Below are 24,386 nucleotides of genomic sequence, written 5' to 3'. Positions count from 1 at the left end.
TCCTAGGCTCCGCTGCCACCGGCTACGGCCGGCACTATCCAGATGACGTCGTCGTTCGCCACGGTCGTTTCGAGGCCCGCGAGCTCCCTGATGTCGCTGTCGTTCCGATAGACGTTGACGTAGCGCTTCACCGACCCTTCCTTGTCCATGAGTCGGTCGAGGACACCGGGACACTCCCGGTCCAGACCGACGAGCACCTCCCGGACGCTGTCACCCTCGACCGGCAGCTTCTTCCGTCCGCCGGTCAGCACGTGGAACGCTGCGGGCAGTTTGACATCGGCCATGATTCATACCTCCACGTTGAATTCGTCACGGATCGTCGCCGGAATCTGTATGGAAAGCCTGTCGCATTCCTCCGGTCCGGGCCTCCAGCCCGCTACCTGGTGCGCGATGCCACCACCGCTCTGATGGACGTACCAGATCACATTCACGGGCCAGCACGATTGACCGAAGAGGTAGTCGTCCATCTGCGTCGGATGCGCACTCAGCTCCTGGTACCGCTCGTGCGGCGGGCCGATTTCATGCCAGTTCGGATGTGAATGGATGGACCCCATCAGGTCCAGGCCTTTCGCAGACTGATGCTTGATCGCCTGCAGGACGCCCTTGTCGTCGGACCAGAATCCTCGCTTCGGGTTCCTGTACACATCACCGAACTGCGGGGCGATGGCGCCTTCGAATTCCGACATGACGCTCTCGTCGCTGTCGCGGACGTTCGGCACGAACTCGATGTCGCTGATCGTTATTTCGTCACCGTTCGCCTGCCCGAACAGCAGACCTGACGCACGCGGCAGATGGCTGGGTACTCCGTCGGTGTCGCGACTGTCCAGACACTTTTGGTATTCCTGCACAGCATCGCTGAGGAAACGTCTGGCAGGTTCGGTTTCAAATCGGACGGTCGCCGGCAGATCGCCGAACAGATCCTTTTCCATGCCTGTCACCTGCGCCTCACCCTCCGTTTGCCTCGGTGTCCCGTCGAACGGGACTGGAACCAAGCGTGTGCCGAGATCCTCGAAGGAATCTCAAAGGTGCCTGGAGGGGCGCTCGAGGAAAGGGAGACCCCGGCCCGGTGTCTCACCGGGCCGGGGGGCTGCTTCAGTAGTGACTGTTCATGGCGCTACGGACCTCGGCGAGCGTGGCGTCGGCCACCGCTCGCGCCCGCTCGTTGCCTTCGCGCAGCGTCTGGCGGAGGAAGGCGCGGTCCTGCGCGTACTCGGCCCGGCGGGCCCTGATCGGGGCCAGGTACTCATTGACCGCCTCGGTCACGGTCTTCTTCAGCGCGGCGGCTCCCGCGGAGCCGATGTCGTCGGCCACCTGCTGGGGGGTTCGGTTCTGACAGAGGGCTGCCAACAGGAGGAGGGAGGACACCTCGGGGCGGGTGGCCGGGTCGTAAGTGATGTGGCGCTCGGCGTCGGTCTTGGCGCCCTTGAGCAGGCGGGCGGTCTCGTCGGCGTCGGCGGACAGGCTGACGGCATTGCCGCGGCTCTTGCTCATCTTGGTGCCGTCCGTGCCGAGCAGGAGCGGTGCGCTCGACAGGAGGGCATCGGGCTGGGGGAAAACGGCGGTGCCGTTGCCGTAGCGGTCGTTGAAGCGGCGGGCGATCGTGCGGGTGAGTTCGAGGTGCGGGAGCTGGTCCTGGCCGACGGGGACCAGATTGCCCTTGCAGAAGAGGATGTCGGCGGCCTGGTGGACGGGGTAGGTGAACATGAGGCCGCTGACGGCGGACTGCCGCGAGTGGGTGATCTCGTCCTTGACGGTGGGGTTGCGGTTGAGCTCGGCGACCGAGACGAGGCTGAGGAAGGGCAGCATCAGCTGGTTGAGGGCGGGGATGGCGCTGTGCGTGAAGATCGTGGTGCGTGCCGGGTCCACGCCGATGGCGAGGTAGTCCAGGACGAGTTCCTCGACGTGCTCGGTCAGGTTGTCCGCCACATCGCGGTCGGTCAGGACCTGGTAGTCCGCGATGATCACGAACATCTCCACGCCCAGGTTCTGGAGACGTACGCGGTTGTGCAGTGTGCCGAAGTAGTGCCCCAGGTGCAGGCGGCCGGTGGGGCGGTCGCCGGTCAGCACGCGGAACTGTCCGGGATCCTTGAGGATCAGCTCTTCGAGCGCCGCGCTGCGGGCCTGCGCGGCAGATGTCCCGAGCGTGTCGGCGGGGGTGCCTGCGGCGGAGGCTTCGGGGCTCACGGTCACGGGGGTGGTGTTCACAAGGTCTCCTGGTGGTTGGTCTCACCGTCAAGGTGGCCCGAACCCTGGCTCCAGGGACTCAAAAGGCCATCCATCCGACGGCCCGGTCATGCGTGAAAGGCGGCCGCTCCTACCCGGAGCGCCACCAGCTCAGACATGACGAACGATGCATGCGCCCATCATAGGGTCAGCCCCCTTGAGCCAGAGGGCAGTTCGGCTCGAAGAGCCCCGCGTGTCTGCCCGTCCGGCCCCGGCCGCGACACCCCGTACGGCAGGGCCGAATTCGACGGCCGCATCGGCCAACCATGGTGTCTTGGGGTTCAGGCGCGAGTGCCTGCGAAGAGTTCGAGGTGGGCGCAGTTGGGGCAGCGGAAGGCGTCTATCTGCCAGGTGGGCTTCCCCCACCGCTTGGCGCCGCCGAAGGGACCCCGCTCCAAGGCGCCGGCGATCCAGCGGGCGTAACCGCGGGAGTTCTGGCCGGCGTCCTCGACGAAGCCGGGTTCCAGGCCGGTCGTGCCGCAATGGGTGCACCGCAGGTTGTTGCTCATCCGCGGAGTTTAGACACCCCCCAAAGGAGGCCGACTCGTGAGGAGGCCACAGATGTGAGAATCCCGCCGCAATCTCATCGAGGCGAGGGTGCGGCGGGATCTCCTTGGCGTCAGCCGGCGTGGACGTGGGGGCGGCGGGAGCGGTCCGGTTCGGCCTCTCGGATGACCTCGCGGGTGACGGGGGCGACCTCGCCCTGGCCGAAGAGGAAGAGCCGGAGGAAGTTGGCCATCGGGTTGCCCTCGGTCCACTCGAAGTAGATGTGGGGGCGCTGCCCGGTCTCGTCACGGACGTACAGGAGGAAGGCGGCCAGCGCGTTGGGGATGCTGGAGCTCTCCAGGGTCAGGACGCGGTAGCGATCGTGCAGGACCTCGCCACGCACGCGGAGCCCGGATTCGAACTCGGACGCGTCCAGGACGGTGACCTCGACGAACATGACGTCGTCTTCGGACGGGATGTCGTTGTCGGCGCGGATCTGCTGCTTCTTCTGCCGGTACTCGTCGAGGTCCCGGCTGTCGGGCTCGTTCGCGATGAAGCGGATCGTGCGGTTGGCGGTGTCCCGGATGAAACGTTCCGCCATGTCGTCGAGCTCCACGTGCGTGACGCGCAGTTCGAAGACTCGGGCGAGGCGGGACAGCAGGGAGAGGGCCATGATGCCCGCGATGAAGCAGGCGCCGATCTTCACGCCGTCGGGGCGTTCGACGACGTTGATCGCGGTGGTGTAGAGCAGCACGGCGGAGATCGCGGCGAAGGCGACGGTCCAGCCGCGCTGGCCGGCGCGGCGGGCCGCGATGGTGACGGCGACGCCGGCGGAGGTGAAGAGCACGAGGACACCGGTGGCGTATGCGCCGCCCTGGGCGTCGACGTCGGCGTTGAACAGCCAGGTGACGAGGAAGGCTATGAGGGTGAACACGATCACCATCGGCCGCAGGGCGCGGGCCCAGTGCGGGGCCATGCCGTAGCGGGGCAGGTAGCGCGGCATCAGGTTGAGCAGGCCGGCCATGGCCGAGGAGCCCGCGAACCACAGGATCAGGATGGTCGCCTTCTTGGTGTCGCGGATCCGGCCGGCGGGATTGGCTTCGGTGTCGTCCGGGTCTCCTTGGACGTGCGGCATGACCGCGACACCAGTCTCGAACCCGGACATGCCGAGGGCGAGCTTGGGGAAGACGAGGAGGGCGATGGCGACCATCATGATCGGGTTGCCGTGCTCGGCGGTCAGCGCCTGCGTCCAGTCGCCGATGACGTGCGGCTCGGAGAGCACCTGCCACAGGCCGACCGCGATGACGACGACGTTCAGCGAAGCCGATAAATTCTGCACGCGCGGGGCGCAATCCTGACGCGTCCTTAACGCGTCCGCGGACGGGGACGCGGGCGCGGAACCGGACGCGGACGCGAAACCGGAAGCTGGGAGCCCGGCCGGGTCCTCCGCTGGGATCAGTCCCGGGCGGAGCCCTTCGGTGCGGTGCGGGCGGCGGCGTGCTCGGGGGGGTTGGGGGGTTCCCCGCGGCGGACCGAGCCGGGGGCGCGGGCGGCCGCGTGGTCGGCGACGGCGGCGGAGGTCAGCTGCCACGGAACGCTGGTCACCATCACTCCGGGGGTGAAGAGCAGTCGGCTCTTGAGCCAGAGGGCGGACTGGTTGTGGAGGAGGTTCTCCCACCAGTGACCGACGACGTACTCGGGGATGAAGACCGCGACGACGTCGCGGGGGCCGGCCCGCCGCATGGAGCGTACGTACTCCACGACGGGCTTGGTGATTTCGCGGTAGGGGGATTCGAGGACCTTCAGCGGTACTTCGATCTCGAAGTCCTCCCACTGCCTGCGCAGGCGGTCCAGGCTCTCGCGGTCCACGGCGACGGTGAGGGCCTCCAGCTGGTCCGGCCGGAAGGCACGGGCGTAGGCCAGGGCCCGCAGGGTCGGCTTGTGGACGGTGGAGACCAGGACGATCGCAAGTACGCGGGACGGCAGCTTGCCCTCGGCGCGGGGGTCGGTGACGGCGAGTTCGGCGGCGGTTTGGTCGTAGTGGCGGCGGATGCCGCGCATCATCAGCCACAGCAGGACCGCGGCGAGCACGGCCAGCCAGGCGCCCTGGGTGAACTTGGTGGCGAGCACGATCACCAGGACAAGGCCGGTGATGCAGGCGCCGGTGGCGTTGATGACGCGGGCCAGCTGGTGGCGGCGGCGCACGGCCGGGTCGGTCTCGGTGCGCAGTTCGCGGTTCCAGTGCCGGACCATGCCGGTCTGGGAGAGCGTGAAGGAGGTGAAGACGCCGAGGATATAGAGGTGGATGAGGCTGGTGACGTTGGCCTTGTATCCCCACAGCAGCAGGCCGGCGACGATGGCCAGGGCGAGGATGCCGTTGGAGAACGCGAGCCGGTCCCCGCGGTTGTGCAGCTGGCGCGGCAGGTAGCGGTGCTGGGCGAGGATCGAGGCGAGCAGCGGGAAGCCGTTGAAGGCGGTGTTCGCGGCCAGGATGAGGACCAGGGCGGTGACGGCCTGGATGAAGTAGAAGCCGACGCTGTCGGTGCCGCCGAAGACGGCTGCGGCCAGCTGGGCGATGACGGTGCGCTGGGTGTAGCTCTCACAGCCGGTCAGACCGGTGAGCCGGCAGGCGTCCTCGGCGATGTGCACCTTGGCGGTGATCGCGAGCGTGGTGACACCGACGAACATGGTGATCGCGATGATGCCCATCGCGGCCATGGTGGCCGCCGCGTTCTTCGACTTGGGCTTGCGGAAGGCCGGTACCCCGTTGGAGATCGCCTCCACACCCGTCAGGGCCGTACAGCCGCTGGAGAACGCGCGCAGCACGAGCATGACCAGGGCCAGGCCCATCAGATCCGCGTCGCCCTCCTCCGGGGTGATGCCGTACGCGGCACTCTCGGCCAATGGCGCGTCGCCGAGGAGATAGCGCAGCAGACCGGTGCCGACCATGACCAGTACGCCGCCGATGAACAGGTACGTGGGGGCGGCGAAGGCCTGCCCCGACTCGCGCACGCCGCGCAGGTTCATCGCCGTCAGCAGGGCCACGAAGCCGAGCGCCATTACGACCCTGTAGTCGGCCAGCGAGGGCAGCGCCGAGATGATGTTGTCCACGCCGGAGGCGACCGAGACGGCCACGGTCATCACGTAGTCGACCAGCAGCGAGGCGGCGACCACCAGGCCGGACGAAGGCCCGAGGTTGGTCGAGGCCACCTCGTACGAACCGCCCCCGCTCGGGTAGGCGTTGACCACCTGGCGGTACGACAGGACCACCACGGTCATCAGCGCGACGACCGCGGCCGCGATCCACGGTGTGAAGTGGAGATACGCCAGGCCGCCGAGGGTGAGGACCAGCAGGATCTCCTGCGTGGCGTACGCAACCGAGGACAGCGGGTCCGAGGCGAAGATCGGCAGCGCGAGACGCTTGGGCAGCAGCGTCTCGCCCAGTTCCTCGCTGCGCATGGCCCGTCCGATGACGAGGCGCTTGAGGATCTCGGTCACGTTCGGCACGGTGTGACCGTAACCCCGCCATCTGAAGATCAGCAGTGAAGCGGGCATTCGGCGTAGCGGGCGCCGAGACCGCGTTCACGGCACGTCAGGATCACATCGAGATCCGCGGCAGCGGCCCGCCGTGTCCCTAGCCAAGGTCTCCGGTCTGGAGTAAGAGCGACCAGACGGCGTAACGACGGCGAGTCACAATCCGTCACCCGACTTACCTTCGTGAGGAGGCCCAGGGAGGCACTGATGACCGATCATCCGAACATCGCCGTGTTCCACCGTGTCATGACCGCATTCTCGGCGGGCGACATGGATGCGTTGGCCGAGTTGTTCCATCCCGACGTGGTGTGGCATGTCGGGGGCAGGAACCCCCTGGCGGGCGAGTATCGAGGACGCGAGGAAACGTTCGCCCGGTTCGGGCGCGAGTTCGAGTTGACGGGTGGCACCTACCGCCCGGAGCTCCACGACGTACTCGCCAACGATGACCACACGGTCGCCCTGCTCCACGTCACGGCGTCACGCGAGGGGAAGAGGCTTGACATGGACTACGCCCTCGTCCTCCACATCGACGACGGCCGGATCACCGAGGGCTGGGTGGTGACGACCGACCCGGCGGCGCACGACGAATTCTGGTCGTAGCGGTTCGGTCAGCCATGACGGCAGCGTAGCCACCGAGGTCGGATCCGGCTTCGAGGCCATCCACGACGGCAGCCTCGAAGCCCTGCTCAAGGCCGCGCCGACGCCACTGACGCGCCCCCGGTTCGATGCCTGGGAACGCATGGTCTACCTCCACCACGCGCCCCGCCGTCACCGGCCGGCCGCCACGCGGCATCGCCGTACGCCCGCCCACGCACGGAGACGGCGCGGCACTGGCCGCCCTCGGTCCCTAACGTCGAGTCATGCGTCCAGTCGTGCGCGGATGAACAGGGGCCATCGCCCAGTGGCGGCATCGAAGACGCCACCATGGCCACACATGGCACCACACGGCGCCACATGGCGCCACAATGACTTGCAATGGCGCCATGATGGTGCCACTATGACTCCCATGGACCTGACCCCCTACGTCGATCACCTCCGCAGTGAGCTCGCGGTCGCCGCGAGCGCCGGCGGGGACGAAGCACGCGCCCTGGCCGAGCGGCTGACCGCGCCTCTGGAGTCGGCCGCCCGGCTGACCCTCCTGAACGCGCTCTCTGCCGCCTCGGACGAGATCACCCGCGAACTGGCACCAGGCTCGGTGGACGTGCGGCTGCGGGGGCTCGACCCCGAGTTCGTCGTGACGGCGCCACCCGCCCCGGAGGCGCCCGGCGAGGGGGCGGCCCAGGTGACGGCCGCGGTGGCACCATCAGTGGCACCGATGGCGCCAATCGCCGCCGACGGCGACGAGGGGGGCACGGCCCGCATCAACTTCCGGCTGCCGGCACACCTCAAGGCCCGGGTGGAGGACGCGGCCGGCCAGGAGGGCCTGTCCGTGAACGCCTGGCTCGTACGGGCGGTGGCCATCGCCCTGGAGCCGGGCGGCGGCGGACCGGCCCAGCCGGCCACCCGTGCCCCGCGCCACGGCCAGGGCTACCGGGGCTGGGTCCGCTAGCCGGAGCCCCTCACTCCCTCACCACGCACTGCCGCCCCACCTGCGGAAACACACTCCAGAGTCAAGAGGACGGGACAGCCATGCCTTCTTACGAAACCCCCGAACCCATCACCGCGGTCCTCGAGTTCGAGGTCGGCAACGTCCGGATCACCGCGAGCAAGCGCCAGGACACGGTCATCGAGGTGCTGCCGAGCAATGGCACCGATGACGCCGACGTACGGGTGGTCCAGCAGACGAACGTCACATACGCCAACGGCACGCTCACCGTCAAGGGACCCAAGAAGCGTGGCTTGTTCGGCAAGCACGGATCGATCGACGTGACCGTCGAACTTCCCGCCGGATCGCACATCCGCAGCACCTCCCCCATGGGTGACTACATCTGCGAGGGACCGCTCGGCGAGTGCCGCGTCAAGACCTCGCTCGGCGACATCCGGCTCGACGAGGCGGGCAGCACGAACCTGCGCACCAGCCACGGCGACATCCGCGTCGACCGGGCGGAAGGCAACGCCGAGATCTACGGCGCTGGCCGGATCGACATGGGCGAGATCGTGGGAGCCGCCACCGTCAAGAACGGCAACGGCGAGACCACGATCGGCGAGATCACCGGTGACCTGAAGGTCAACTCCTCCAACGGCCGCATCACCGTCGGCGTCGCTCACGCCTCGGTCGAGGCCAAGTCCGCCAACGGCGCCATCAGCGTCAACGACGTGGCCCGGGGCGTGATCCAGCTTCAGACCGCCGTCGGCGACCTGGAGATCGGCATCCGCGAGTCCACCGCGGCCTGGCTGGACGTCAACTCCAAGTTCGGCACGGTCCGCAACGCGCTCGGGGCCGCCGAAGGCCCCGGCGCCTCCGACCAGACCGTCGAGATCCATGCCCGTACCGGCGTCGGCGACATCGTGATCCGTCGCGCCTGACCTCCCCGGAAGGGAGAGCGGAACCCATGACCGCGATACCGGCTGCCAAAGCCACCGCAACGGCCCCGCCCGCCATCTCCGCCCTCGGCCTGCGCAAGTCGTACGGCGACAAGGTCGTCCTGAACGGCATCGACCTGAGCATCTCCGAGGGCACGATCTTCGCCCTCCTGGGCCCCAACGGAGCCGGCAAGACCACCACCGTCGAGATCCTGTCGACGCTCATCGCGCCCGACGCCGGGCAGGCACGGGTCGCCGGCCACGACCTCGCCGAGCGGCCCGACGGCGTACGCGCCGCCATCGGTGTCACCGGCCAGTTCGCCGCCGTCGACAGCCTGCTCACCGCGGAGGAGAACCTGCTCCTCATGGCAGACCTCCAGCATCTGCCCCGGCGCGAGGGCCGCCGCCGGGCGGCGGAGCTCCTGGAACGCTTCGAGCTCTCCGAGGCCGCCCGCAAGCCCGTCTCCACCTTCTCCGGCGGCATGCGCCGCAAACTCGACCTGGCGATGACCCTGGTCGGCGACCCGAGGATCATCTTCCTCGACGAACCGACCACCGGCCTCGATCCCCGTAGCCGCCGCACCATGTGGGAGATCATCCGCGGGCTCGTCGCCGACGACGGGGTCACCATCTTCCTCACCACGCAGTACCTGGAAGAAGCCGACCAGCTCGCCGACCGCATCGCCGTCCTCGACCGGGGACGGCTGGTCGCCGAAGGCACCGCGGACGAGCTCAAGCGTCTCATCCCCGGCGGCCACATCCAGCTGGGCTTCTCGGACCTCGCCGAACTCGACGTCGCCGCCCGCCGCTTCGGCGCCGCGGCACGCGACCCCGAGGAACTCACGCTGCGCATCCCCAGCGACGGCAGCATCCCGACCCTGCGGGCCGTGCTCGACGTCCTCGACGACGCGGCGATCCGGGCCGAGTCGCTGACCGTGCACACCCCCGACCTCGACGACGTGTTCCTCAGGCTCACCGGCCACGGAACCCCCGACACCACCACGGAGATGGCCCGATGAGCACGCTCACGTACGCCGTCAGCGACTCCATGACCATGCTGCGGCGCAACCTCAAGCACGCCCTGCGCTATCCGACGATGACCCTCTCCGTCGTCGCCATGCCGGTGATGATGCTGCTGCTGTTCAACTACGCCTTCGGAGGCGCCCTCGGCGCCGGCATCTCCGGCGCTCCCACCGGCGGCGGCACGTACATCGACTACGTCGCGCCCGGCATCATCCTCATGGCCGCGACCGCCGGGGCGGTCGCCACGGCCGTCGGCGTCTGCGTCGACATGACCGAGGGGATCGTGAACCGCTTCCGTACGATGTCGATCTCGCGCGCCGCGTTCCTGACCGGGCACGTCGTCGGCAGTGTCATCCAGACACTGGTCGCCATCGCCCTGGTGATCGGCGTCGCGCTCGCCATCGGCTTCCGCCCCGACGCCTCCCCCGTCGAGTGGCTCGCGGCGGTGGGCCTGCTGACCCTGCTCACCCTGGCGCTGACCTGGGTGTCCGCAGGCATCGGCCTGGTGGCCAGGACGCCCGAGTCGGCGAGCAACACGCCCCTGCCGCTGACCTTCCTGCCCTTCCTGGGCAGCGCCATCGTCCCGACCGACTCGATGCCGACCGGCCTGCGCTGGTTCGCCGAGTACCAGCCCTTCACCCCGGTCATCGAGACCCTGCGTGGCCTGCTGATGGGCACGGAGATCGGCAACAGCGGGTACGCCGCGCTCGCCTGGTGCATCGGCCTCACCCTCGTCGGCTACGTCTGGGCGCGTTCTTCCTTCGGCCGTACGGCCAAGCGGTAACGGCCGCTCCTCTCAAGCCACACCACGGGACATCTTGGCTTCGGGCACGGGATCCACCAGTGCCTGGGCCAGCAACTGGCCCGCGTCGAGATGACGGTGGCCCTGCCCGCGCTGCTCGACCGGTTCCCCACGCTGCGCCTTGACGTGCCGGCCGAGGCAGTACCACTGCGGACCAACATGAACATCTACGGCGTGCACCGGTTGCCGGTCACCTGGGACGAGGGCTGATCCCATGGACGTCCGTGTCGACCGCGACCGCGACCGGTGCCTCGGTGCCGGAATGTGCGCCCTGACCGCCCCGGAGGTCTTCGACCAGGACGAGGACGAAGGCCTGGTCGTCCTGCTGAACGCCCGGCCGCCGCAGGAGCACCTCGCGGCAGTCCGCCTCGCTGCCGGAGTGTGCCCGGCCTCGGTCATCACCAGCACGGAGCGGGGATCCTCCACCACCTCGTAGAGTCGGCCTGGCCGTCCTCGTGGCCGCCGCCCTCGCCTTCCTCGGACTGCGCGAGGAAGCGGCCCGCCACCCAGCCCACACCCAAGCCACCGCCCACAACGACGGCCACGCCCACTGACACGAGACCTTGACCCTCGTGTGTTGCAGAGCGTGACGGAGCGGCTCGGGATGCGGTCAGGCGTCGGCGCGGACGAATACGGGCTTGAGGTGTTTCTCGGGCAGCGCTTCCGGAAGCTGCTCCCAGTCCAGGACGTGGGAGACGACCCGCGCGGGGCTTACGGTGCCGGTGCGGGCGAGGTCGAGGGCGTCGGGGATGTGGGCCCGGACGTTGTCGCGGGCGATACGCAGGGTGACGCCGGTGAGGTACATGTCGAGCAGGGGCAGTTCGCCGGGCCGGAAGTGGTTGCCCGCGGACTCGCAGATCCCTTCCGGGGCAAGGGACTTGACGGCGAGGGCGAGCTGGTCGACCCGGCCGGTGGCCTCGACGGCCAGGTCGAAGCCATGCCGGACGGGCTCGATCGCCGATTAAGTCCTGTCGCGAAGGCGGCGGATCGTCAGGCTGGAACACACGGCGCGTAGCGGACGTACAAGCAGGCCTGCGGCGGCGCGGGCGGCAAGCAGCGCAAGAGCGAGCAGTACGAAGGCGGTGCCACCGCCCAGGCCGGGACGATCGGACAGCGCGGTGCCGGCGAGGCTGGTGAACAAGGCGACGACGATCAGCATCGAGGCGAAGACGGTGAGCGGGACCCCAGCGTCCCGAGAGCGGCGGACCCGGACCCGGCGTCGGATTCCCACGCGTCGTGCTCGACGAAGCCGCACAGGACGATCAGCCGGTACGCGACCACCACGGCAAGCGCGATGGTGAAGCTCCCGGCGGGGAATTCCAGGGCGGTCTCGATGAACTCGTGCACTGTTCCCGCCCCTTCGTTCTTGGCTGCCTGTCGGGCCGGGGCGTCGGGGTGGGTGCCGGCGCCGGGGGCGTTTCCGCTTCCCGGCACCGGGACCATCCCCCGTGTCCCCCCGCACCCATCCTGGCAAGAGGGCACAGCCTTCGGCATTGCCGGACAGCGGCAGTCTTCACGGCATCTTGATGCCGAGTGCGGACTGAACGTGATGGTCTGCCACCCTTGACGGCTGTACGTCAAGAACGCGCAAGCAGCGCATCAAATCCAGGAGACTCCGTGGCAGGGCGGGACATACCCGAGGACCATCTCGACGGCTTCGTCCGGATCCTGGCCGAGGTCTGCGAGACCGGCCGTCGACTCACCCGCGAAGAACTGGAGTCGCGCCGGGCGGTGGGCGAGAGGGCTGCCGAGGCCGGATTCGGGCTGCGGGCACTGGTCCGACAGCACCTGTCGACCACCCGTACCGCCTGCCCCGACTTGCCCCGCGCACCCCTCGACCGGGTGCTCGCCGCCGTCGAGCAGGTCGTCGACGCCCTCGCCGAAGGGCACGAGCGGGCGCAGTTGGTGGCCGTACGGAAGGAGGAGGCGGCCCGGAGGGAGTTCATCGACGATCTCTTGTACGGCCGCAGCGATCCCGGCCGCCTTGCCGAACGCGCCGAGCGGTTCGGGCTGCTGCTCTCGCACACGCACGCGGTCGCGGTCGCCGAGGGGGCGCAGGCGTACGACGACATCCACCCGGCGGTCCAGCGCGTGGAACGGGCCCTGGTGGGACGCTTCGGGAACCGGCGGATCCTGCTCACCACGAAGGAAGGCCGCCTCATCTGCGTGGCACCGGCCGACCAGGACGACGTCCTCATGTACTTCGCCAAACAGGCGCACGCCGGCACCGACGGCGGCCGGGTGGCCATCGGCCGTCCGCACGCGGGCGCGGGCGGGGTCGTCCATTCCTACGAGGAGGCGCTGAACGCGCTCGAACTGGCCGACCGCATGCACATCGAGGACCCGGTGCTCCGCGCCTCCGATCTGCTGGTGTATCCGGTCCTGACGCGGGACCGGCAAGCCATGGCCGATCTGGTCCTGAGCACGCTGGGGCCGTTGACGCAGGCGCGTGGCGGGGCCGGCCCGATGCTGGAGACGCTGATCGCGTACTTCGACTCCGGCTGCAATGCGACCGAGGCGGCGCGGCGGCTGAGCCTGAGCGTGCGGGCCTTCACCTACCGCCTGGAGCGCATCCACCAGTTCACGGGCGCCAACCCCGCCGACCCGGCCCACCGCTACACGCTCCAGACCGCCGTCATCGGCGCCCGGCTCTTCGACTGGCCTGCCAAGGATCTGTGACACGCCAGCGTGGTGCGGGCGGCCTTGGCGATTGACTCGCGAATCCGTTGCCGGACTCCGGCAACGGCGGGGCCGGATTTCCGGTCATCAAGGTCCTGTCAATGACGCATCAAGAACACATAAGATCGGTTGCGGTGTGCCGGGAAGCCTGGTCGGCGAACAAGGGATAGGTCTCTTTTTCCGATCGGGGGCGTTCGTCATGGTGCTTGTCGCGGTTTTCGGTGTGGCCCTGCTGGTCGCGGTGCTGCTGTCCGGGCTCGCCGCCCGCACGGTCCTTTCCACCTCCTTCCTCTTCCTCGTCGGCGGCGCCCTGGTCAGCGATGGGTTCCTCGGGCTGATCCACATCACCCCGGACAGCGACATCGTCGCCGTCACCGCCGACCTCGCCCTGTTCGCGGTGCTGTTCACCGATGGCATGCACGTCTCCTTCCCCGCCCTGCGCAGCGCCTGGAAGAACCCGGCACGCGCACTGGGGCTGGGGATGCCGCTCGCGTTCGTGTTCATGGCGCTGGTCACGCACTACCTGGTGGGGCTGGACTGGACGACCTCCTTCCTCGTGGGCGCGGTACTCGCGCCGACCGACCCCGTGTTCGCCTCGGCGATCGTCGGGCGCAAGGAGGTCCCGGCCCGGCTGCGGCAGCTGCTGAACGTGGAGAGCGGCATCAACGACGGCCTCGCGCTGCCCGTCGTGCTGCTCCTGATCGCGGCCGCCGGCCCGGCCGCGGGTTCGGCCGGTTCAGCTGCCGGTTCGGCCGAGGCATCGGCGTCGAAGATCGTGCTTGAGCTGGCTCTCGGGCTCGCGTTCGGTGTCGTGCTGCCGCTGCTGGTCAGCGGGCTCGTACGGTTCCGGCTGCTGGGGGCCGAGCCGAAGCTCCAGCCTCTGCTGCCGCTGGCGACCGGCGTGATCCTCTACGCGGCCTGCCACCTCACCCACGCCAACCCCTACCTCGCCGCGTTCTCGGCGGGCGCGGTGCTGGCCTCCGTATCGCCCGAGTCCAAGCACGCGTTCGAGCCGCTCGGGGAAGCCCTCGCCGAGCTGGCCAAGTTCGCGGCCCTACTGGTCTTCGGGGCGCTCCTGACTCCGCGGCTGTTCGGCGACCTGCCGCTCGGCGGGTACGTGGCCGTGATTCTGGCGATCGCGCTGATCCGGCCGGCGTCGCTGCTGCTGTCGCTCATCGGGACGCACTTCGACCGCCGGGAGAAGCTGGCTGCGGCCTGGTTCGGGCCCAAGGGGTTCGCCTCGGTGGTATACGGGCTGCTGGTACTCCAGTCCGGCATCCCGCAGGCCGAGCAGGCCTACACCCTGATCGCGGTGTGCATCGCGTTCTCGATCATCGCGCACAGCAGCACAGACGTTCCGGTCGCCCGTATGTTCCGCGTCAACGACCTGGTCGGCATCCCGGACGCGGACGAGGCTGAGCACCACACCGAACCCCAGGCGAAGGGAACAGCCCATGCGCGCACGTGACCTGGCAGTCCAGTACGAGAGCGTCACCACCGACACCGATGCCCTGGATGCAGCCCGGCTGATGGCCGAGCACCGGCTGCCAGGGCTGCTGGTCCTGGACGGGCGGGGCGCCCCGAAAGCGATCCTGCCCGCCTCCCAGATGATCCGGGTCCTGGTGCCGGAGTACGTCCTCGAGGACCCGACCCTGGCAGCGGTCATCGACGAACGCCATGCCGACGGGCTGTGCGCGGCCCTGCGCGGACGCACCGTCGGCGAGTGCCTGCCGGCCAAGTCCCCGCAGCCACCCGTGGCTGCGCCCGACGACACCGCGCTGGAGGTGGCGACCCTCATGGCGCAGCAGCGCAGCCCGCTGGTCGCCGTGGTCGAGCAGGACAAAGAGGGCCCACGGCTCCTCGGGGTCATCACGGCCACGCATCTCCTCGACCGGCTTCTCGACGTCACTCCGCCGACACCCTGACCCCCGTACGACTGGAGCCCCGTGAACGACTGGCACAGCTGGGCGGCGATCGCCGTCTTCCTCGGCACTTACGCCCTGATCATCAGCGAGAAGATCCACCGGGTCGCCGCCGCCCTCGGCGGCGCCGGCCTGATGCTGGCGATCGGTGCGACCGACGACGTCTCGGCGTTCTACTCCGAGAACTCCGGCGTCGACTGGAACGTCATCTTCCTGCTCCTGGGCATGATGATGATCGTCGGCGTGCTGAAGAAGACCGGCATGTTCGAGTACCTGGCCATCTGGTCCGTCAAGAAGGCCAAGGCCAGGCCCTTCCGGGTCATGGTCATGCTCATCGTCATCACCGCGATGGCCTCGGCCCTGCTCGACAACGTCACCACCGTGCTGCTCGTCGTCCCGGTCACCCTGCTGGTCTGCGAACGCCTGAACCTGCCCGCCGCGCCGTTCCTGATCGCCGAGGTGCTGGCCTCCAACATCGGCGGTGCCTCCACCCTCGTCGGTGACCCGCCGAACATCATCATCGCCAGCCGCGCCGGCCTGACCTTCAACGACTTCCTCGTCCACCTCGCACCCCTGTGCGCGGTGCTCGTGGTCGTCCTCATCGGGCTGTGCCGCTGGCTGTTCCGCAAGTCCTTCGTCTACGACGAGACCTGCGCCGCCGAGATCACGGAACTGGAGGAGAGGGAGGCCATCAAGGACCCACGGCTCCTCGTCCAGGGCCTGATCGTCCTCGCCCTCGTCGTCGCCGGATTCGTCCTCCACCCCGTCCTGCATTACGAACCCAGCATCGTCGCCCTCCTCGGCGCCGGTCTCCTCGTCGCCATCTCCACCGTGGAGACCCGCGATGTGCTGGCCGAGGTCGAATGGCCCACGCTCGCCTTCTTCGCCGGCCTGTTCATCATGATCGGCGGCCTCATCGACACCGGTGTCATCAATGAGGTCTCCGACGCTCTGGCGAGCGCCATCGGCGGCCAGGAGCTGAGCGGCTCCATGCTCATGCTCGGCGCCTCCACCGTGCTCTCCGGGGTGGTCGACAACATCCCGTACGTCGCGACGATGGCTCCCATCACCAGCGACCTCGTCCGGTCGATGGGCGGCGACAGCGACCACGTCATGTGGTGGGCCCTGGCGTTGGGCGCCGACCTCGGCGGCAACGCCACCGCCATCGGCGCTTCCGCCAACGTCGTCGTCCTCGGCATCGCCGAACGTAACCGCCAGCCCATCACCTTCTGGCAGTTCACCAAATACGGCCTGGTCGTCACGGCCGCAACCACCGCCATCGCGGCCCTCTACATCTGGCTGCGCTACTTCGCCCTCGCGTAAGCCACCTCACGAAAGGAACCATCCGTGCAGTACGACGACGATGAGCCGATCTTCAAGCGCAGCAAGTGGTCGAGGCGCTATTACTACAACCCCGCCAACCCGGTGGGACGAGCACTGATCGTCATCAGCCTGCTCTTCGCCGGAACCATACTGTTGCTCATGGCCAACCGGGCGGGCCCCTTCAAACCGGAGCCCACGCCCGAGCCGTGGAATCCCCCCGCCTACGACTACTCCTGGCCGTCTCCGTCCACGACTCCCGCATCGCCGTAGGCGACGTCTTGGCTCCAGGACCTACCGATCGTCAGGGTGGCCCTCAGGTCTCAGGACCCTGAGGTACGCACTCGTCCGCGCCCGAGCAGCTCTGCCAGGCCACGGCGCGTGGCGGCCAGGACCAAGCGGTCCTGGGGCTTGAGGACGTAGCCGGGGTGGAGGTCCCACACGAGGGCGGGCTGCTGCGCGGCATCGTCGCCGCCCGGGGCCATCGCGAGGTCCGGGCGGCGATCGTCCGGGGACGTGGTGTCCAGGGCGATGACCCGCCAGGCGCCGGGACGGACGGACTCGGCGATGGTGCGGCCCTCCAGTGCCGAATGCCCCGCCACTTCGACGGCCGCGAACAGCAGCACCTTGCACCCCGCGGCCCCGAAGTCGTCAGTTTGATCTCGGTGTGGCAGACCACCTGATCCAGCCCCAGGGCCCGGACGGCCCGTACGGCCGTGTCCGCGGCCTCCCGGGCCAGGGGGCGTTGATGCCCGCGGGGAACATGTGGCCGGTCTCGATGAAGGCCGGCGCCCCGCCGATGCTCTTGTCCGTGATCCCGACCACGTGCGTCGTACCGCCGTACGAGACGGTCTCGACGCTGACCTCGGGACCGTCGAGGAGCTCCTCGATCAGGACGACAGGTGTTCGCTCCTGCTCCCGGGCGTTGACGGGGAAGTCGGCCAACGCCTGGCAGGCTTCGCCCAGTTCACGCTCGTCGCCGACCTCCCGGACCAGCATCCCCGCGCACAGGTCCACCGGCTTGACGACCAGCGGGTGGCCGATCACCAGGGCAGCGGCCTCCGCCTCCGCGATGTCCGCGCAGAGCGCGAAACGCGGGCCGGGCACCCCGGCCGCCGCCAGCACCTGGCGAGTCGCGTCCTTGCGGCAAGCGGCCTCGACCGCCTCCGGCGCGACACCGGGCAGACCCAGCCGTTCGGCGACGCGAGCCACCACCGGCAGGTAGTAGTCGCAGGAGGAGACCACGCCGTCGAAGCCGAGCCCCCTGCAGCCGCTCCAGGTGCGGCAGCAGCGCGTCCGCGTCATTGGTGTCCCTTCGGCGGTGCCGGCCTGAGCCATGACACAGCAGGAGGGGAGGGCGGGGGTGCTCGGAGCACCCCCGCCCTCCCCTCCTGCTGTGTCAGGCCGATGCGCGTGGTCAGCGGCCGGCGTACGGCAGCAGGGCCATCTCTCGTGCGTTCTTGATCGCGGCGGCGAGCTTTCGCTGCTGCTGGGCCGTGATCCGCGTGACGCGCCGGCTGCGGATCTTGCCGCGGTCGGAGATGAACTTGCGCAGCAGGTCGGTGTCCTTGTAGTCGATGTACGTAATCCCGGCTACGTCGAGCGGGTTGGGGCGGGACTTGACGGGCTTGCGGGGCTCGTGGCGTCGGGCCATGGATGCTTCTCCTTGGATGAACGTTTCCGTCACGGTTTTGCCTGCGCTGTAGGGCTCAGGCCGGGTCGAGGAGGGAGTCGAAGGCGGCGGGTAGGCGCTTCCAGGCTTCGCGCCCGGAGGTGTATTCCGCGTCCGTCAGCAGACAGGAGTCGAGGAGTCGTTCCAGCCCGTCGCGGTCGAGGCCCGGCGAGGTGAAGACGAGGTGCTGGCAGCAGTCGCCGTGGTCGGGATGCCAGTCGAGCGCGGCCGCCGCCCTGCGCATCGGCGGGACCATCTCCCAGGCGGCGTCGGGCAGGGACGCCAGCCACGGGCCGGCGCTCTCCACGCACAGCGCACCGCCCGCCGCGTCCCACGCGAGCAGGGTGTCAGGGCGATCGGCGAGCCAGAAGCGCCCGCGGCTGCGGGCGGCGGCGCAGCACAGGTTCTCCAGCGCCCGGTACAGCCGTTCGGGGTGGAAGGGGCGGTGGCGGCGCCAGACGAGTGTGGTGACGCCCGCCTCGTCCGCTTCCTGGGGCAGGAGCGCGCAGGCCGGATGCTGGGCGGCCGCAGCCACCTCGACGTCGAAGCCGTCGAACGCGACCTGCGCGAGCTCGCCGGAACCGACGGGCACGCGACGGGCGGTGGGGTGCAGCTGCGCGAGGAGGGCGTGGTCCTCCTCGTCGGCGTCGTCGTCGCTGTCCACGACGGCGACGACGGGCGCGTACTCCAGCTGGCGGGCCCAAGTGTCACCGACGGTCCGCTGATCGGTGGGAGCCGCGGCAAGCCCGGCCTCGGCCAGGTCGTCGCCGTTGGCGAGGTAGGGCAGTACGAGCGCGGGGTCCACGGCGGTGATCACGTTCGTCAGCGTCAGGGCCTCTCCGCCGTGCCCGGCGATCACCTCCGCCATGGCCTTCGGCTCGACCGAATCCCACAGCTCGACCACGGCCAGCCGGGTCAGGCCGCTGCCGGCCAGCCGCTCCAGTTCCGGAACGAGGTCTTCGCGCAGTGCACAGCACGCGCAGTCGTTGACCAACGGCGTCTCACCGTGCGAGAGGTCGCCGGAGGCGTCGCGGACGAGGCGGCGGACGGCGCCGTCGGCGGCCCCTGTGAGGTCGTGGTGGAGCGCCACACTCCCGGGGACGGCCCGCAGGAGGTGGTCGACGACCTGCCTGCGGGCATCGGCATGAATGCCGGCGACGATCACGACGGGGAGCTTGTGCTCTTCCTCCATCACCGGGCTCCGTAACGGCGCTCGAATCGCTCGACGCGGCCGGCGGTGTCCAGAACCCGGGCGGTGCCTGTGTAGAAGGGGTGGCTGGCGGAGGAGATCTCCACGTCCACGACCGGGTAGGTGTTGCCGTCCTCCCATTCGACGGTCTTGTCGCTGGTCATCGTGGAGCGGGTGAGGAACGCGGTGCCGGAGGCGGAATCGCGGAACACGACGGGGCCGTAGGCGGGGTGGATGCCGGGCTTCATGGCAGGGACCTCTCGAAGGGCTCGGGGAAGGGGAAGGGGAAGGGGCAGGGCAGGGCAGGGCTCAGCGCTCTTCGCGGAAGTCGACGTGGCGGCGCAGGACGGGGTCGTACTTGCGCAGCACCAGCCGGTCGGGGTTGTTCCGCCGGTTCTTGCGGGTGACGTAGGTGAATCCGGTGCCCTCGGTGGAGCGGAGCTTGATGATCGGGCGGAGTTCGTTGCGTGCCATGCGGCTAGTATATGACAATGGTTTCCATTTCCAATACGGTCGACCGCACCGAGAGGCGATACCACCCATGTCAGCCCACTGCCAACTGACCGGCGCCAAGCCGGGATTCGGCAACACCATCTCCCACTCCCACCGGCGCACCTCGCGCCGCTTCGACCCGAACACCCAGCGCAGGCGCTACTGGCTGCCCAGCGAAGGCCGCCACATCCGCCTGACCCTGAGCACCAAGGCGATCAAGACCGTGGACGCCATCGGCATCGAGGCGGCCGTGGCCCGGATCCGCGCACGAGGGGGGAAGGCCTGATGGCGAAGAAAAGCAAGATCGCGCAGAACGAGAAGCGCAAGGCGACCGTCGAGCGGTACGCCGCGCGTCGGGCCGAACTGAAGGAGACCATCCGCCGCCCGTCCTCCACGGCAGCCGAACGGGAGACCGCGCTGGCCGAGCTCCGCCGACAGCCGCGCGACGCCAGCGCCACGCGGGTACGCAACCGCGACAGCACGGACGGCCGCCCCCGCGGCTACCTGCGCAAGTTCGGGCTCTCCCGGGTACGGGCACGACAGCAGGCGCACGCGGGATTCCTGCCCGGAGTAACCAAGTCCTCCTGGTAACCGGGGTAACCGAACGATCTCGCCCACGGCGACCGCCTCGCGCTGCTGCGCGAGGCGGTCTTCGGGCACGTCGGCACGGCCCCACCGAAGGAACGTCTAATGACATTCATTTTCATGTAGAGTCCTCCCGTCACCCCTCACCACCGATTCAGGAGGACCCCCGTGGCCGTACCCAAGCGGAAGCTGTCCCGTAGCAACACCCGCCACCGCCGCGCGCAGTGGAAGGCCACCACCCCGCAGCTCGTACCGATCACGGTCGACGGCTCCGTGTACCAGGTCCCCCAGCGCCTGGTGAAGGCGTACGAACGCGGCCTGCTCCGCCCCGAGAGCTGATCCGGCATGACGAACGACGCACGACTGCCCGTAACGGTCCTCTCCGGATTCCTGGGCGCGGGCAAGACCACCCTGCTCAATCACGTCCTGACCAATCGCGAGGGCCTGCGGGTCGCCGTGATCGTCAACGACATGAGCGAGATCAATATCGACGCCGCGCTCGTGCGCGGCGGCGAAGCCGCCCTGTCGCGGACCGAGGAACGCCTGGTCGAGATGACCAACGGCTGCATCTGCTGCACCCTGCGCGACGATCTCCTGGAAGAGGTCGACCGCCTCGCCCGCGAGGACCGCTTCGACTACCTCCTCATCGAGTCGAGCGGCATCTCCGAACCGATGCCGGTCGCCGCCACCTTCGCCTTCCCCCGCAACGACGGCGCCACGCTCGGCGACCTTGCCCGCCTCGACACCATGGTCACCGTGGTCGACGCCGCCAATTTCCTCCCCGAACTCACAGGTGGGGACGGCCTCGCGGAACGCGGCCTGGACCAGTACGAGGACGACGAGCGCACCGTCAGCGACCTGCTCATGGACCAGATCGAATTCGCCGACGTCATCGTCCTCAACAAGCTCGACCTCGTCGGCAGCGGAACGGCCGTCCGCCTGCGGGCGGCGCTCAGCCGGCTCAACCCGGCCGCCCGCATCGTGCCCGCCACCCGCGGGCGCGTACAGCTCGGCGACGTCCTCGGCACCGGCCTCTTCGACCTCGAACGCGCCCAGCAGGCACCTGGCTGGGTCATGGAACTCAACGGCGACCATGTGCCGGAGACCGAGGAATACGGCATCTCCAGCATCGTCTTCCGCTCCGACCGGCCCTTCCACCCAGGCCGCCTGTGGACGTTCGTCACCAAGGGCATGGACAGCGGCACCTACGGCCAGATCCTGCGATCCAAGGGCTTCTTCTGGCTGGCCAGCCGCCCGACCGTGACCGGGCTGTGGTCCCAGGCCGGGGCCGTCGCACGCTTCGAACCCTCCGGAGCCCGCACCCCGTACGACCTCCAGGGCCAGGAACTGGTCTTCATCGGCACCGGCCTGCGCCCCGAAGCCCTGCGGGCCGCGCTCACCGCATGCCTGCTGGCCGAGGGGGAATCCGCACCCTCGCACGACCCGTTCCCCACCTGGGAGACGTACGGCATCGACGCCACCTGCGAACACGAGGAGCCGGCACTCGCCGGGGCGCAGGCTTGACCATCCCCGCAGCGCGGTGGTCAAGTGTCTCAACCCCGGCCCTCCCCAGCCGCCTCCTGGGAGGGCCGGGAAGTTGCACCGCCGCTCGGCCGGGCCGCCTACCCAGTGCCACGGCACTAGCCTTCAGTGCACACGTCCACGTTCCATTCGTGCGGCAGTGCCTCATCGCAGAAGACGCAGACAAAGTCCTCCTCCCGCACAATGTTGAGGTGACGGCAGGCCGGACAGCGACGGAACACCACCTCGTGGGTGAAGCCGACGGGGTGCTCGATCCCGGCTGCGTCCAAGGCGTCTGCGACGGCCGGCCACGAGCTGAGGTCCGGGCAATATCCGGTCGACTGGTTGCTGACCTCGCTGACCATCCACTGCCCGGACTCCTCTCGGAAGCTCATCTCCCCGGCCCCCAGAACCGTTCCTCCACCGGCACACACCACGTGCTCGCTCCGGCGCGGCGCCAGCCGCAGCACACCGGCGGCGTCGATGACGAACGTGACAGGCGAGACCGCCTCCCCGGCGAGCCGCGTCTACCGCCGCCCGTTCGAAGAGGAGAACCTGGAGGCGAACGCGGGACGGCATCCCCCGGCATCTACGAGCGCCCCGCGGACTTGATCAGCTCCGGGCGCAACTGACGGACGGAGGAGCAGTGGAGCCGACCCTTTTGGTCGCCGCGATCGTCCTGGCAGGCCTCGTGATCAGGACGGCGCTCGCGGAGCTCAGGGAACCCGGCAGCGCCAGGTACCAGTGGGCGTTCCTCAGCGATGCCCGCGCCCTTTGGACCGGCGCCGTCATCGGGCTCGTACTCGGCTTGCTGGGATGGCAGCACGCCGGCGGTGAAGGCATCGTCTGGGCGGCCATCGCCGCGCTCCTGGCCGCTTTCGTCGCGGGCAGCGGCCGAGGCTCACGTTGAGCCCTCCTCCGGTTCGACCGGCGCGAAAGCGTACGCAGGGCAACGGTGATCACGATGGGCGACGTTATGTGATCGTGAACAAATACACTGTCGTCAGCGCTCATGAGACAGTCGTAGTGTCTGCGCGGCCCTGCGTCACCGGCCGGGCACCGCCAGGGGGTGCCGCCGCTGAGCGCCGTCACTCGTAGACACCGACCGGCAGCCGATCCGCACCGATATGACCGATGAGGGGGCCTTGAGTGGGAACTGCAAGCACCGAGCCGGAGTCCCGCCAGCCTGTGATGGCGGACGTGGCGCGGGTCGCCGGCGTGTCCCACCAGACCGTGTCGCGGGTGCTGAACGGGGCACCGCACGTCCGGCCCGACACCCGGGACCGGGTGCTCGCCGCCATCCGGGAACTGGACTACCGCCCCAACTCGGCAGCCCGCGCACTGGTCACCCGGCGCTCCCAGACCCTCGGCGTCGTCAGTTTCGGCAGCGCCCTCTACGGGCCCGCGTCGATGCTGGACGGGATCGAGCAGGCCGCGCGCAGTGCGGGGTACTTCGTCAGCGTCGCGAGCCTGCGTTCGCTGGACAGCCGCTCGGTCCAGGAGGCGGTGGACCGGCTCCGCGACCAGGGTGTGGAGGGCATCGTCGTCATCGCGCCGCAGATCTCGGCGGTGAGCGCGGTGGCCAAGCTGTCCAGCGCGGTGCCCGTGGTCGCCGTCGGGTCGGGCAGCCAGTCCCGGGTACCGATGGTCGCCGTCGACAACGAGTCGGGCGCGCTGGCCGCCACCCGGCATCTGCTCGACCTCGGGCACGCCACGGTGCACCACGTCGCCGGCCCCTCCGGCTGGCTGGAGACCAAGACCCGGCAGGACGGCTGGCGCAGGGCCCTGGAGGCCCGCGGTGCCGAGGTGCCGCCGGTGCAGAGCGGCGACTGGAGCGCGCGGTCCGGATACGAGGCCGGTCTGCGGATCGCTGAGGATCCGCTGGTCACCGCGGTGTTCTGCGCCAACGACCACATGGCTCTCGGCCTGCTCCGGGCGTTCCATGAGGCGGGCCGGGCGATCCCGGGCGACATCAGTGTGGTCGGGTTCGACGACATTCCGGAGGCCGCGTACTTCGCGCCGCCGCTGACCACCGTGCGTCAGGACTTCGGTGAGTTGGGGCGCCGCGCTCTTGAGCTGCTGGTGGAGGAGCTGGCCGGCGTTGACCATGCCCGCAGCCATGTGCTGATCTCGCCGGAGATGGTGCTGCGCCGCAGCGCGGGCCCGGCGGCTCGCCGGTAGCCGGCTGCGCGCGGACGCACCGAGCGACGCTCTGACACGAGGCAAGTCGCGGGCCGTCGACCTGGGTTGGGGCCCGACCCGCGCCGCCGCCCAGGGTCGGGCTGGGACGGCGCGGGAACGTGGTCAAGATTGGGTAACGGCGCGCCGGGCCCCTTGTCCGCTGAATTGTGAGCGCTAACAATCACACTCAAGCGAAACGGCAACCGCAACGGCACGGCCACATCCCGTTCACACGGACCACTGCGGACCGCACCGCCGCCTGCACCACGCCACACCGGGGGCCCACCGCCCCCG

Annotated in this window: 30 protein-coding genes and 5 pseudogenes; 19 read left to right on the top strand and 16 right to left on the bottom strand. The window is 69.3% G+C overall.

What is annotated here, in order from left to right:
- Positions 1-2: 2 nt before the first annotated feature.
- The 6 genes and pseudogenes from J7I97_RS09235 to J7I97_RS09210 all read right to left on the bottom strand — a co-directional run bounded on the left by J7I97_RS09235 (position 3) and on the right by J7I97_RS09210 (position 6,168).
- Positions 3-284 carry a MoaD/ThiS family protein gene (locus J7I97_RS09235; RefSeq protein WP_214932636.1) on the bottom strand — a complete coding sequence of 94 codons (282 nt, stop codon included), beginning with the start codon at positions 282-284 and terminating at the stop codon, positions 3-5.
- 3 nt (positions 285-287) lie between these two features.
- Positions 288-929: a hypothetical protein gene (locus J7I97_RS09230; RefSeq protein ID WP_214932634.1), complete on the bottom strand. Its 642-nt coding sequence runs from the start codon at positions 927-929 to the stop codon at positions 288-290.
- 163 nt (positions 930-1,092) lie between these two features.
- Entirely contained in the window at positions 1,093-2,184 is a 1,092-nt protein-coding gene (gene trpS / locus J7I97_RS09225) for a tryptophan--tRNA ligase (protein WP_374103665.1), read from the bottom strand.
- 320 nt (positions 2,185-2,504) lie between these two features.
- Positions 2,505-2,732, bottom strand: coding sequence for a hypothetical protein (locus J7I97_RS09220; protein ID WP_214932630.1), 228 nt, complete (start codon positions 2,730-2,732; stop codon positions 2,505-2,507).
- 110 nt (positions 2,733-2,842) lie between these two features.
- Positions 2,843-4,027 (bottom strand): annotated as a pseudogene (locus J7I97_RS09215) (amino acid transporter); the annotation flags it as partial.
- Positions 4,028-4,164: 137 nt separating this feature from the next.
- Positions 4,165-6,168 (bottom strand): APC family permease, encoded by a 2,004-nt coding sequence (locus J7I97_RS09210; protein ID WP_251058633.1) that lies wholly within the window; start codon positions 6,166-6,168, stop codon positions 4,165-4,167.
- A gap of 282 nt (positions 6,169-6,450) precedes the next feature.
- Here J7I97_RS09210 and J7I97_RS09205 point away from each other — a divergent pair, with 282 nt between their 5' ends.
- From J7I97_RS09205 to J7I97_RS09175, 7 genes and pseudogenes are all read left to right on the top strand, one after another.
- Positions 6,451-6,843 (top strand): nuclear transport factor 2 family protein, encoded by a 393-nt coding sequence (locus J7I97_RS09205; RefSeq protein WP_214932627.1) that lies wholly within the window; start codon positions 6,451-6,453, stop codon positions 6,841-6,843.
- Positions 6,844-7,249: 406 nt separating this feature from the next.
- Complete coding sequence (locus tag J7I97_RS09200) at positions 7,250-7,792, top strand: hypothetical protein (RefSeq protein WP_214932626.1); 543 nt, start codon at positions 7,250-7,252, stop codon at positions 7,790-7,792.
- A gap of 80 nt (positions 7,793-7,872) precedes the next feature.
- Positions 7,873-8,709 carry a DUF4097 family beta strand repeat-containing protein gene (locus J7I97_RS09195; protein WP_214932625.1) on the top strand — a complete coding sequence of 279 codons (837 nt, stop codon included), beginning with the start codon at positions 7,873-7,875 and terminating at the stop codon, positions 8,707-8,709.
- A gap of 26 nt (positions 8,710-8,735) precedes the next feature.
- Entirely contained in the window at positions 8,736-9,725 is a 990-nt protein-coding gene (locus J7I97_RS09190) for an ATP-binding cassette domain-containing protein (RefSeq protein ID WP_214932624.1), read from the top strand.
- Positions 9,722-10,513, top strand: coding sequence for an ABC transporter permease (locus tag J7I97_RS09185; protein ID WP_214932623.1), 792 nt, complete (start codon positions 9,722-9,724; stop codon positions 10,511-10,513). The genes J7I97_RS09190 and J7I97_RS09185 overlap by 4 nt, the downstream gene beginning before the upstream one ends.
- A gap of 9 nt (positions 10,514-10,522) precedes the next feature.
- Positions 10,523-10,741, top strand: a pseudogene (locus J7I97_RS09180) (cytochrome P450); the annotation flags it as partial.
- 4 nt (positions 10,742-10,745) lie between these two features.
- Positions 10,746-10,967, top strand: coding sequence for a ferredoxin (locus J7I97_RS09175; protein ID WP_214932622.1), 222 nt, complete (start codon positions 10,746-10,748; stop codon positions 10,965-10,967).
- 174 nt (positions 10,968-11,141) lie between these two features.
- On the opposite strand, the pseudogene J7I97_RS09170 reads toward J7I97_RS09175, so the two are convergent.
- The 3 genes and pseudogenes from J7I97_RS09170 to J7I97_RS09165 all read right to left on the bottom strand — a co-directional run.
- Positions 11,142-11,486: pseudogene (locus tag J7I97_RS09170) on the bottom strand (dehydrogenase); the annotation flags it as partial.
- Between the two features lie 6 nt (positions 11,487-11,492).
- The gene (locus J7I97_RS40205) at positions 11,493-11,690 is read right to left on the bottom strand and encodes a hypothetical protein (protein ID WP_374103659.1); all 198 of its coding nucleotides are present in this window, start codon (positions 11,688-11,690) and stop codon (positions 11,493-11,495) included.
- Positions 11,684-11,965 carry a hypothetical protein gene (locus J7I97_RS09165; RefSeq protein ID WP_214932620.1) on the bottom strand — a complete coding sequence of 94 codons (282 nt, stop codon included), beginning with the start codon at positions 11,963-11,965 and terminating at the stop codon, positions 11,684-11,686. The genes J7I97_RS40205 and J7I97_RS09165 overlap by 7 nt, the downstream gene beginning before the upstream one ends.
- A gap of 183 nt (positions 11,966-12,148) precedes the next feature.
- On the opposite strand from J7I97_RS09165, the gene J7I97_RS09160 reads away from it, so the two are divergent.
- The 5 genes from J7I97_RS09160 to J7I97_RS09140 all read left to right on the top strand — a co-directional run bounded on the left by J7I97_RS09160 (position 12,149) and on the right by J7I97_RS09140 (position 16,725).
- A complete protein-coding gene (locus J7I97_RS09160) occupies positions 12,149-13,210 on the top strand; it encodes a helix-turn-helix domain-containing protein (protein WP_214932618.1) in 1,062 nt (353 codons plus the stop codon).
- 199 nt (positions 13,211-13,409) lie between these two features.
- Positions 13,410-14,678: a sodium:proton antiporter gene (locus J7I97_RS09155; protein ID WP_214932616.1), complete on the top strand. Its 1,269-nt coding sequence runs from the start codon at positions 13,410-13,412 to the stop codon at positions 14,676-14,678.
- Entirely contained in the window at positions 14,665-15,135 is a 471-nt protein-coding gene (locus J7I97_RS09150) for a CBS domain-containing protein (RefSeq protein WP_214932614.1), read from the top strand. Before J7I97_RS09155 ends, J7I97_RS09150 begins: the two co-directional genes overlap by 14 nt.
- Before the next feature lie 21 nt (positions 15,136-15,156).
- The gene (locus tag J7I97_RS09145; RefSeq protein ID WP_214932612.1) at positions 15,157-16,455 is read left to right on the top strand and encodes an SLC13 family permease; all 1,299 of its coding nucleotides are present in this window, start codon (positions 15,157-15,159) and stop codon (positions 16,453-16,455) included.
- Between the two features lie 24 nt (positions 16,456-16,479).
- Entirely contained in the window at positions 16,480-16,725 is a 246-nt protein-coding gene (locus J7I97_RS09140; protein WP_214932611.1) for a hypothetical protein, read from the top strand.
- A gap of 50 nt (positions 16,726-16,775) precedes the next feature.
- On the opposite strand, the gene J7I97_RS09135 is transcribed toward J7I97_RS09140, so the two are convergent.
- From J7I97_RS09135 to rpmG, 6 genes and pseudogenes are all read right to left on the bottom strand, one after another.
- Positions 16,776-17,078, bottom strand: coding sequence for a hypothetical protein (locus J7I97_RS09135; protein WP_214932767.1), 303 nt, complete (start codon positions 17,076-17,078; stop codon positions 16,776-16,778).
- Positions 17,079-17,086: 8 nt separating this feature from the next.
- Positions 17,087-17,764: pseudogene (locus tag J7I97_RS09130) on the bottom strand (acetyl-CoA carboxylase biotin carboxylase subunit family protein); the annotation flags it as partial.
- A gap of 105 nt (positions 17,765-17,869) precedes the next feature.
- Positions 17,870-18,106 (bottom strand): 30S ribosomal protein S18, encoded by a 237-nt coding sequence (rpsR, locus tag J7I97_RS09125; RefSeq protein ID WP_214932610.1) that lies wholly within the window; start codon positions 18,104-18,106, stop codon positions 17,870-17,872.
- A gap of 55 nt (positions 18,107-18,161) precedes the next feature.
- Positions 18,162-19,316, bottom strand: a complete 1,155-nt coding sequence (locus J7I97_RS09120) for a GTP-binding protein (protein ID WP_214932607.1) — start codon at positions 19,314-19,316, stop codon at positions 18,162-18,164.
- Complete coding sequence (locus tag J7I97_RS09115; RefSeq protein WP_214932605.1) at positions 19,316-19,561, bottom strand: type B 50S ribosomal protein L31; 246 nt, start codon at positions 19,559-19,561, stop codon at positions 19,316-19,318. Before J7I97_RS09115 ends, J7I97_RS09120 begins: the two co-directional genes overlap by 1 nt.
- 61 nt (positions 19,562-19,622) lie before the next feature.
- Positions 19,623-19,787 carry a 50S ribosomal protein L33 gene (gene rpmG / locus J7I97_RS09110; RefSeq protein ID WP_214932603.1) on the bottom strand — a complete coding sequence of 55 codons (165 nt, stop codon included), beginning with the start codon at positions 19,785-19,787 and terminating at the stop codon, positions 19,623-19,625.
- Between the two features lie 67 nt (positions 19,788-19,854).
- On the opposite strand from rpmG, the gene rpmB reads away from it, so the two are divergent.
- The 4 genes from rpmB to J7I97_RS09090 all read left to right on the top strand — a co-directional run bounded on the left by rpmB (position 19,855) and on the right by J7I97_RS09090 (position 21,914).
- Entirely contained in the window at positions 19,855-20,091 is a 237-nt protein-coding gene (gene rpmB, locus J7I97_RS09105) for a 50S ribosomal protein L28 (protein WP_214932601.1), read from the top strand.
- Positions 20,091-20,396, top strand: coding sequence for a 30S ribosomal protein S14 (gene rpsN, locus J7I97_RS09100; RefSeq protein ID WP_214932599.1), 306 nt, complete (start codon positions 20,091-20,093; stop codon positions 20,394-20,396). The genes rpmB and rpsN overlap by 1 nt, the downstream gene beginning before the upstream one ends.
- A gap of 162 nt (positions 20,397-20,558) precedes the next feature.
- On the top strand, positions 20,559-20,729 hold the full coding sequence (gene rpmF / locus J7I97_RS09095) for a 50S ribosomal protein L32 (RefSeq protein WP_214932597.1): 171 nt from the start codon (positions 20,559-20,561) through the stop codon (positions 20,727-20,729).
- 6 nt (positions 20,730-20,735) lie between these two features.
- On the top strand, positions 20,736-21,914 hold the full coding sequence (locus J7I97_RS09090; RefSeq protein ID WP_214932595.1) for a GTP-binding protein: 1,179 nt from the start codon (positions 20,736-20,738) through the stop codon (positions 21,912-21,914).
- A 116-nt stretch (positions 21,915-22,030) separates the two neighbouring features.
- Here the strand turns inward: J7I97_RS09090 and J7I97_RS40200 are convergent.
- Positions 22,031-22,429 (bottom strand): annotated as a pseudogene (locus J7I97_RS40200) (hypothetical protein); the annotation flags it as partial.
- Here J7I97_RS40200 and J7I97_RS39510 point away from each other — a divergent pair.
- The 3 genes from J7I97_RS39510 (at position 22,395) to J7I97_RS09075 (ending at position 24,092) form a co-directional block, all read left to right on the top strand.
- Positions 22,395-22,523 carry a hypothetical protein gene (locus J7I97_RS39510; protein WP_285441171.1) on the top strand — a complete coding sequence of 43 codons (129 nt, stop codon included), beginning with the start codon at positions 22,395-22,397 and terminating at the stop codon, positions 22,521-22,523. The pseudogene J7I97_RS40200 and the gene J7I97_RS39510 sit on opposite strands and share 35 nt — an antisense overlap.
- A gap of 34 nt (positions 22,524-22,557) precedes the next feature.
- Entirely contained in the window at positions 22,558-22,821 is a 264-nt protein-coding gene (locus J7I97_RS09080) for a hypothetical protein (RefSeq protein WP_214932592.1), read from the top strand.
- A gap of 281 nt (positions 22,822-23,102) precedes the next feature.
- Positions 23,103-24,092, top strand: a complete 990-nt coding sequence (locus J7I97_RS09075) for a LacI family DNA-binding transcriptional regulator (RefSeq protein ID WP_214932756.1) — start codon at positions 23,103-23,105, stop codon at positions 24,090-24,092.
- Positions 24,093-24,386: the final 294 nt, after the last annotated feature.

It is taken from the genome of Streptomyces sp. ISL-87 (genome assembly GCF_018614095.1).
Taxonomy (GTDB): domain Bacteria; phylum Actinomycetota; class Actinomycetes; order Streptomycetales; family Streptomycetaceae; genus Streptomyces.
The sequence above is the reverse complement of the archived record's forward strand: the minus strand, read 5'-3'. Positions and strand labels throughout refer to the sequence as shown.

What these genes read in the sequence shown, in the direction of transcription:
- J7I97_RS09235 (WP_214932636.1), bottom strand. Translation starts at nt 284, where the DNA reads ATGGCCGATGTCAAACTGCCCGCAGCGTTCCACGTGCTGACCGGCGGA.
- J7I97_RS09230 (WP_214932634.1), bottom strand. Translation starts at nt 929, where the DNA reads ATGGAAAAGGATCTGTTCGGCGATCTGCCGGCGACCGTCCGATTTGAA.
- J7I97_RS09220 (WP_214932630.1), bottom strand. Translation starts at nt 2,732, where the DNA reads ATGAGCAACAACCTGCGGTGCACCCATTGCGGCACGACCGGCCTGGAA.
- J7I97_RS09210 (WP_251058633.1), bottom strand. Translation starts at nt 6,168, where the DNA reads ATGCGCAGCGAGGAACTGGGCGAGACGCTGCTGCCCAAGCGTCTCGCG.
- J7I97_RS09205 (WP_214932627.1), top strand. Translation starts at nt 6,451, where the DNA reads ATGACCGATCATCCGAACATCGCCGTGTTCCACCGTGTCATGACCGCA.
- J7I97_RS09200 (WP_214932626.1), top strand. Translation starts at nt 7,250, where the DNA reads ATGGACCTGACCCCCTACGTCGATCACCTCCGCAGTGAGCTCGCGGTC.
- J7I97_RS09195 (WP_214932625.1), top strand. Translation starts at nt 7,873, where the DNA reads ATGCCTTCTTACGAAACCCCCGAACCCATCACCGCGGTCCTCGAGTTC.
- J7I97_RS09190 (WP_214932624.1), top strand. Translation starts at nt 8,736, where the DNA reads ATGACCGCGATACCGGCTGCCAAAGCCACCGCAACGGCCCCGCCCGCC.
- J7I97_RS09185 (WP_214932623.1), top strand. Translation starts at nt 9,722, where the DNA reads ATGAGCACGCTCACGTACGCCGTCAGCGACTCCATGACCATGCTGCGG.
- J7I97_RS09175 (WP_214932622.1), top strand. Translation starts at nt 10,746, where the DNA reads ATGGACGTCCGTGTCGACCGCGACCGCGACCGGTGCCTCGGTGCCGGA.
- J7I97_RS40205 (WP_374103659.1), bottom strand. Translation starts at nt 11,690, where the DNA reads ATGCTGATCGTCGTCGCCTTGTTCACCAGCCTCGCCGGCACCGCGCTG.
- J7I97_RS09155 (WP_214932616.1), top strand. Translation starts at nt 13,410, where the DNA reads ATGGTGCTTGTCGCGGTTTTCGGTGTGGCCCTGCTGGTCGCGGTGCTG.
- J7I97_RS09150 (WP_214932614.1), top strand. Translation starts at nt 14,665, where the DNA reads ATGCGCGCACGTGACCTGGCAGTCCAGTACGAGAGCGTCACCACCGAC.
- rpsR (WP_214932610.1), bottom strand. Translation starts at nt 18,106, where the DNA reads ATGGCCCGACGCCACGAGCCCCGCAAGCCCGTCAAGTCCCGCCCCAAC.
- J7I97_RS09120 (WP_214932607.1), bottom strand. Translation starts at nt 19,316, where the DNA reads ATGGAGGAAGAGCACAAGCTCCCCGTCGTGATCGTCGCCGGCATTCAT.
- J7I97_RS09115 (WP_214932605.1), bottom strand. Translation starts at nt 19,561, where the DNA reads ATGAAGCCCGGCATCCACCCCGCCTACGGCCCCGTCGTGTTCCGCGAT.
- rpmG (WP_214932603.1), bottom strand. Translation starts at nt 19,787, where the DNA reads ATGGCACGCAACGAACTCCGCCCGATCATCAAGCTCCGCTCCACCGAG.
- rpmB (WP_214932601.1), top strand. Translation starts at nt 19,855, where the DNA reads ATGTCAGCCCACTGCCAACTGACCGGCGCCAAGCCGGGATTCGGCAAC.
- rpsN (WP_214932599.1), top strand. Translation starts at nt 20,091, where the DNA reads ATGGCGAAGAAAAGCAAGATCGCGCAGAACGAGAAGCGCAAGGCGACC.
- J7I97_RS09090 (WP_214932595.1), top strand. Translation starts at nt 20,736, where the DNA reads ATGACGAACGACGCACGACTGCCCGTAACGGTCCTCTCCGGATTCCTG.
- J7I97_RS39510 (WP_285441171.1), top strand. Translation starts at nt 22,395, where the DNA reads ATGACGAACGTGACAGGCGAGACCGCCTCCCCGGCGAGCCGCGTCTAC.
- J7I97_RS09075 (WP_214932756.1), top strand. Translation starts at nt 23,103, where the DNA reads ATGGCGGACGTGGCGCGGGTCGCCGGCGTGTCCCACCAGACCGTGTCG.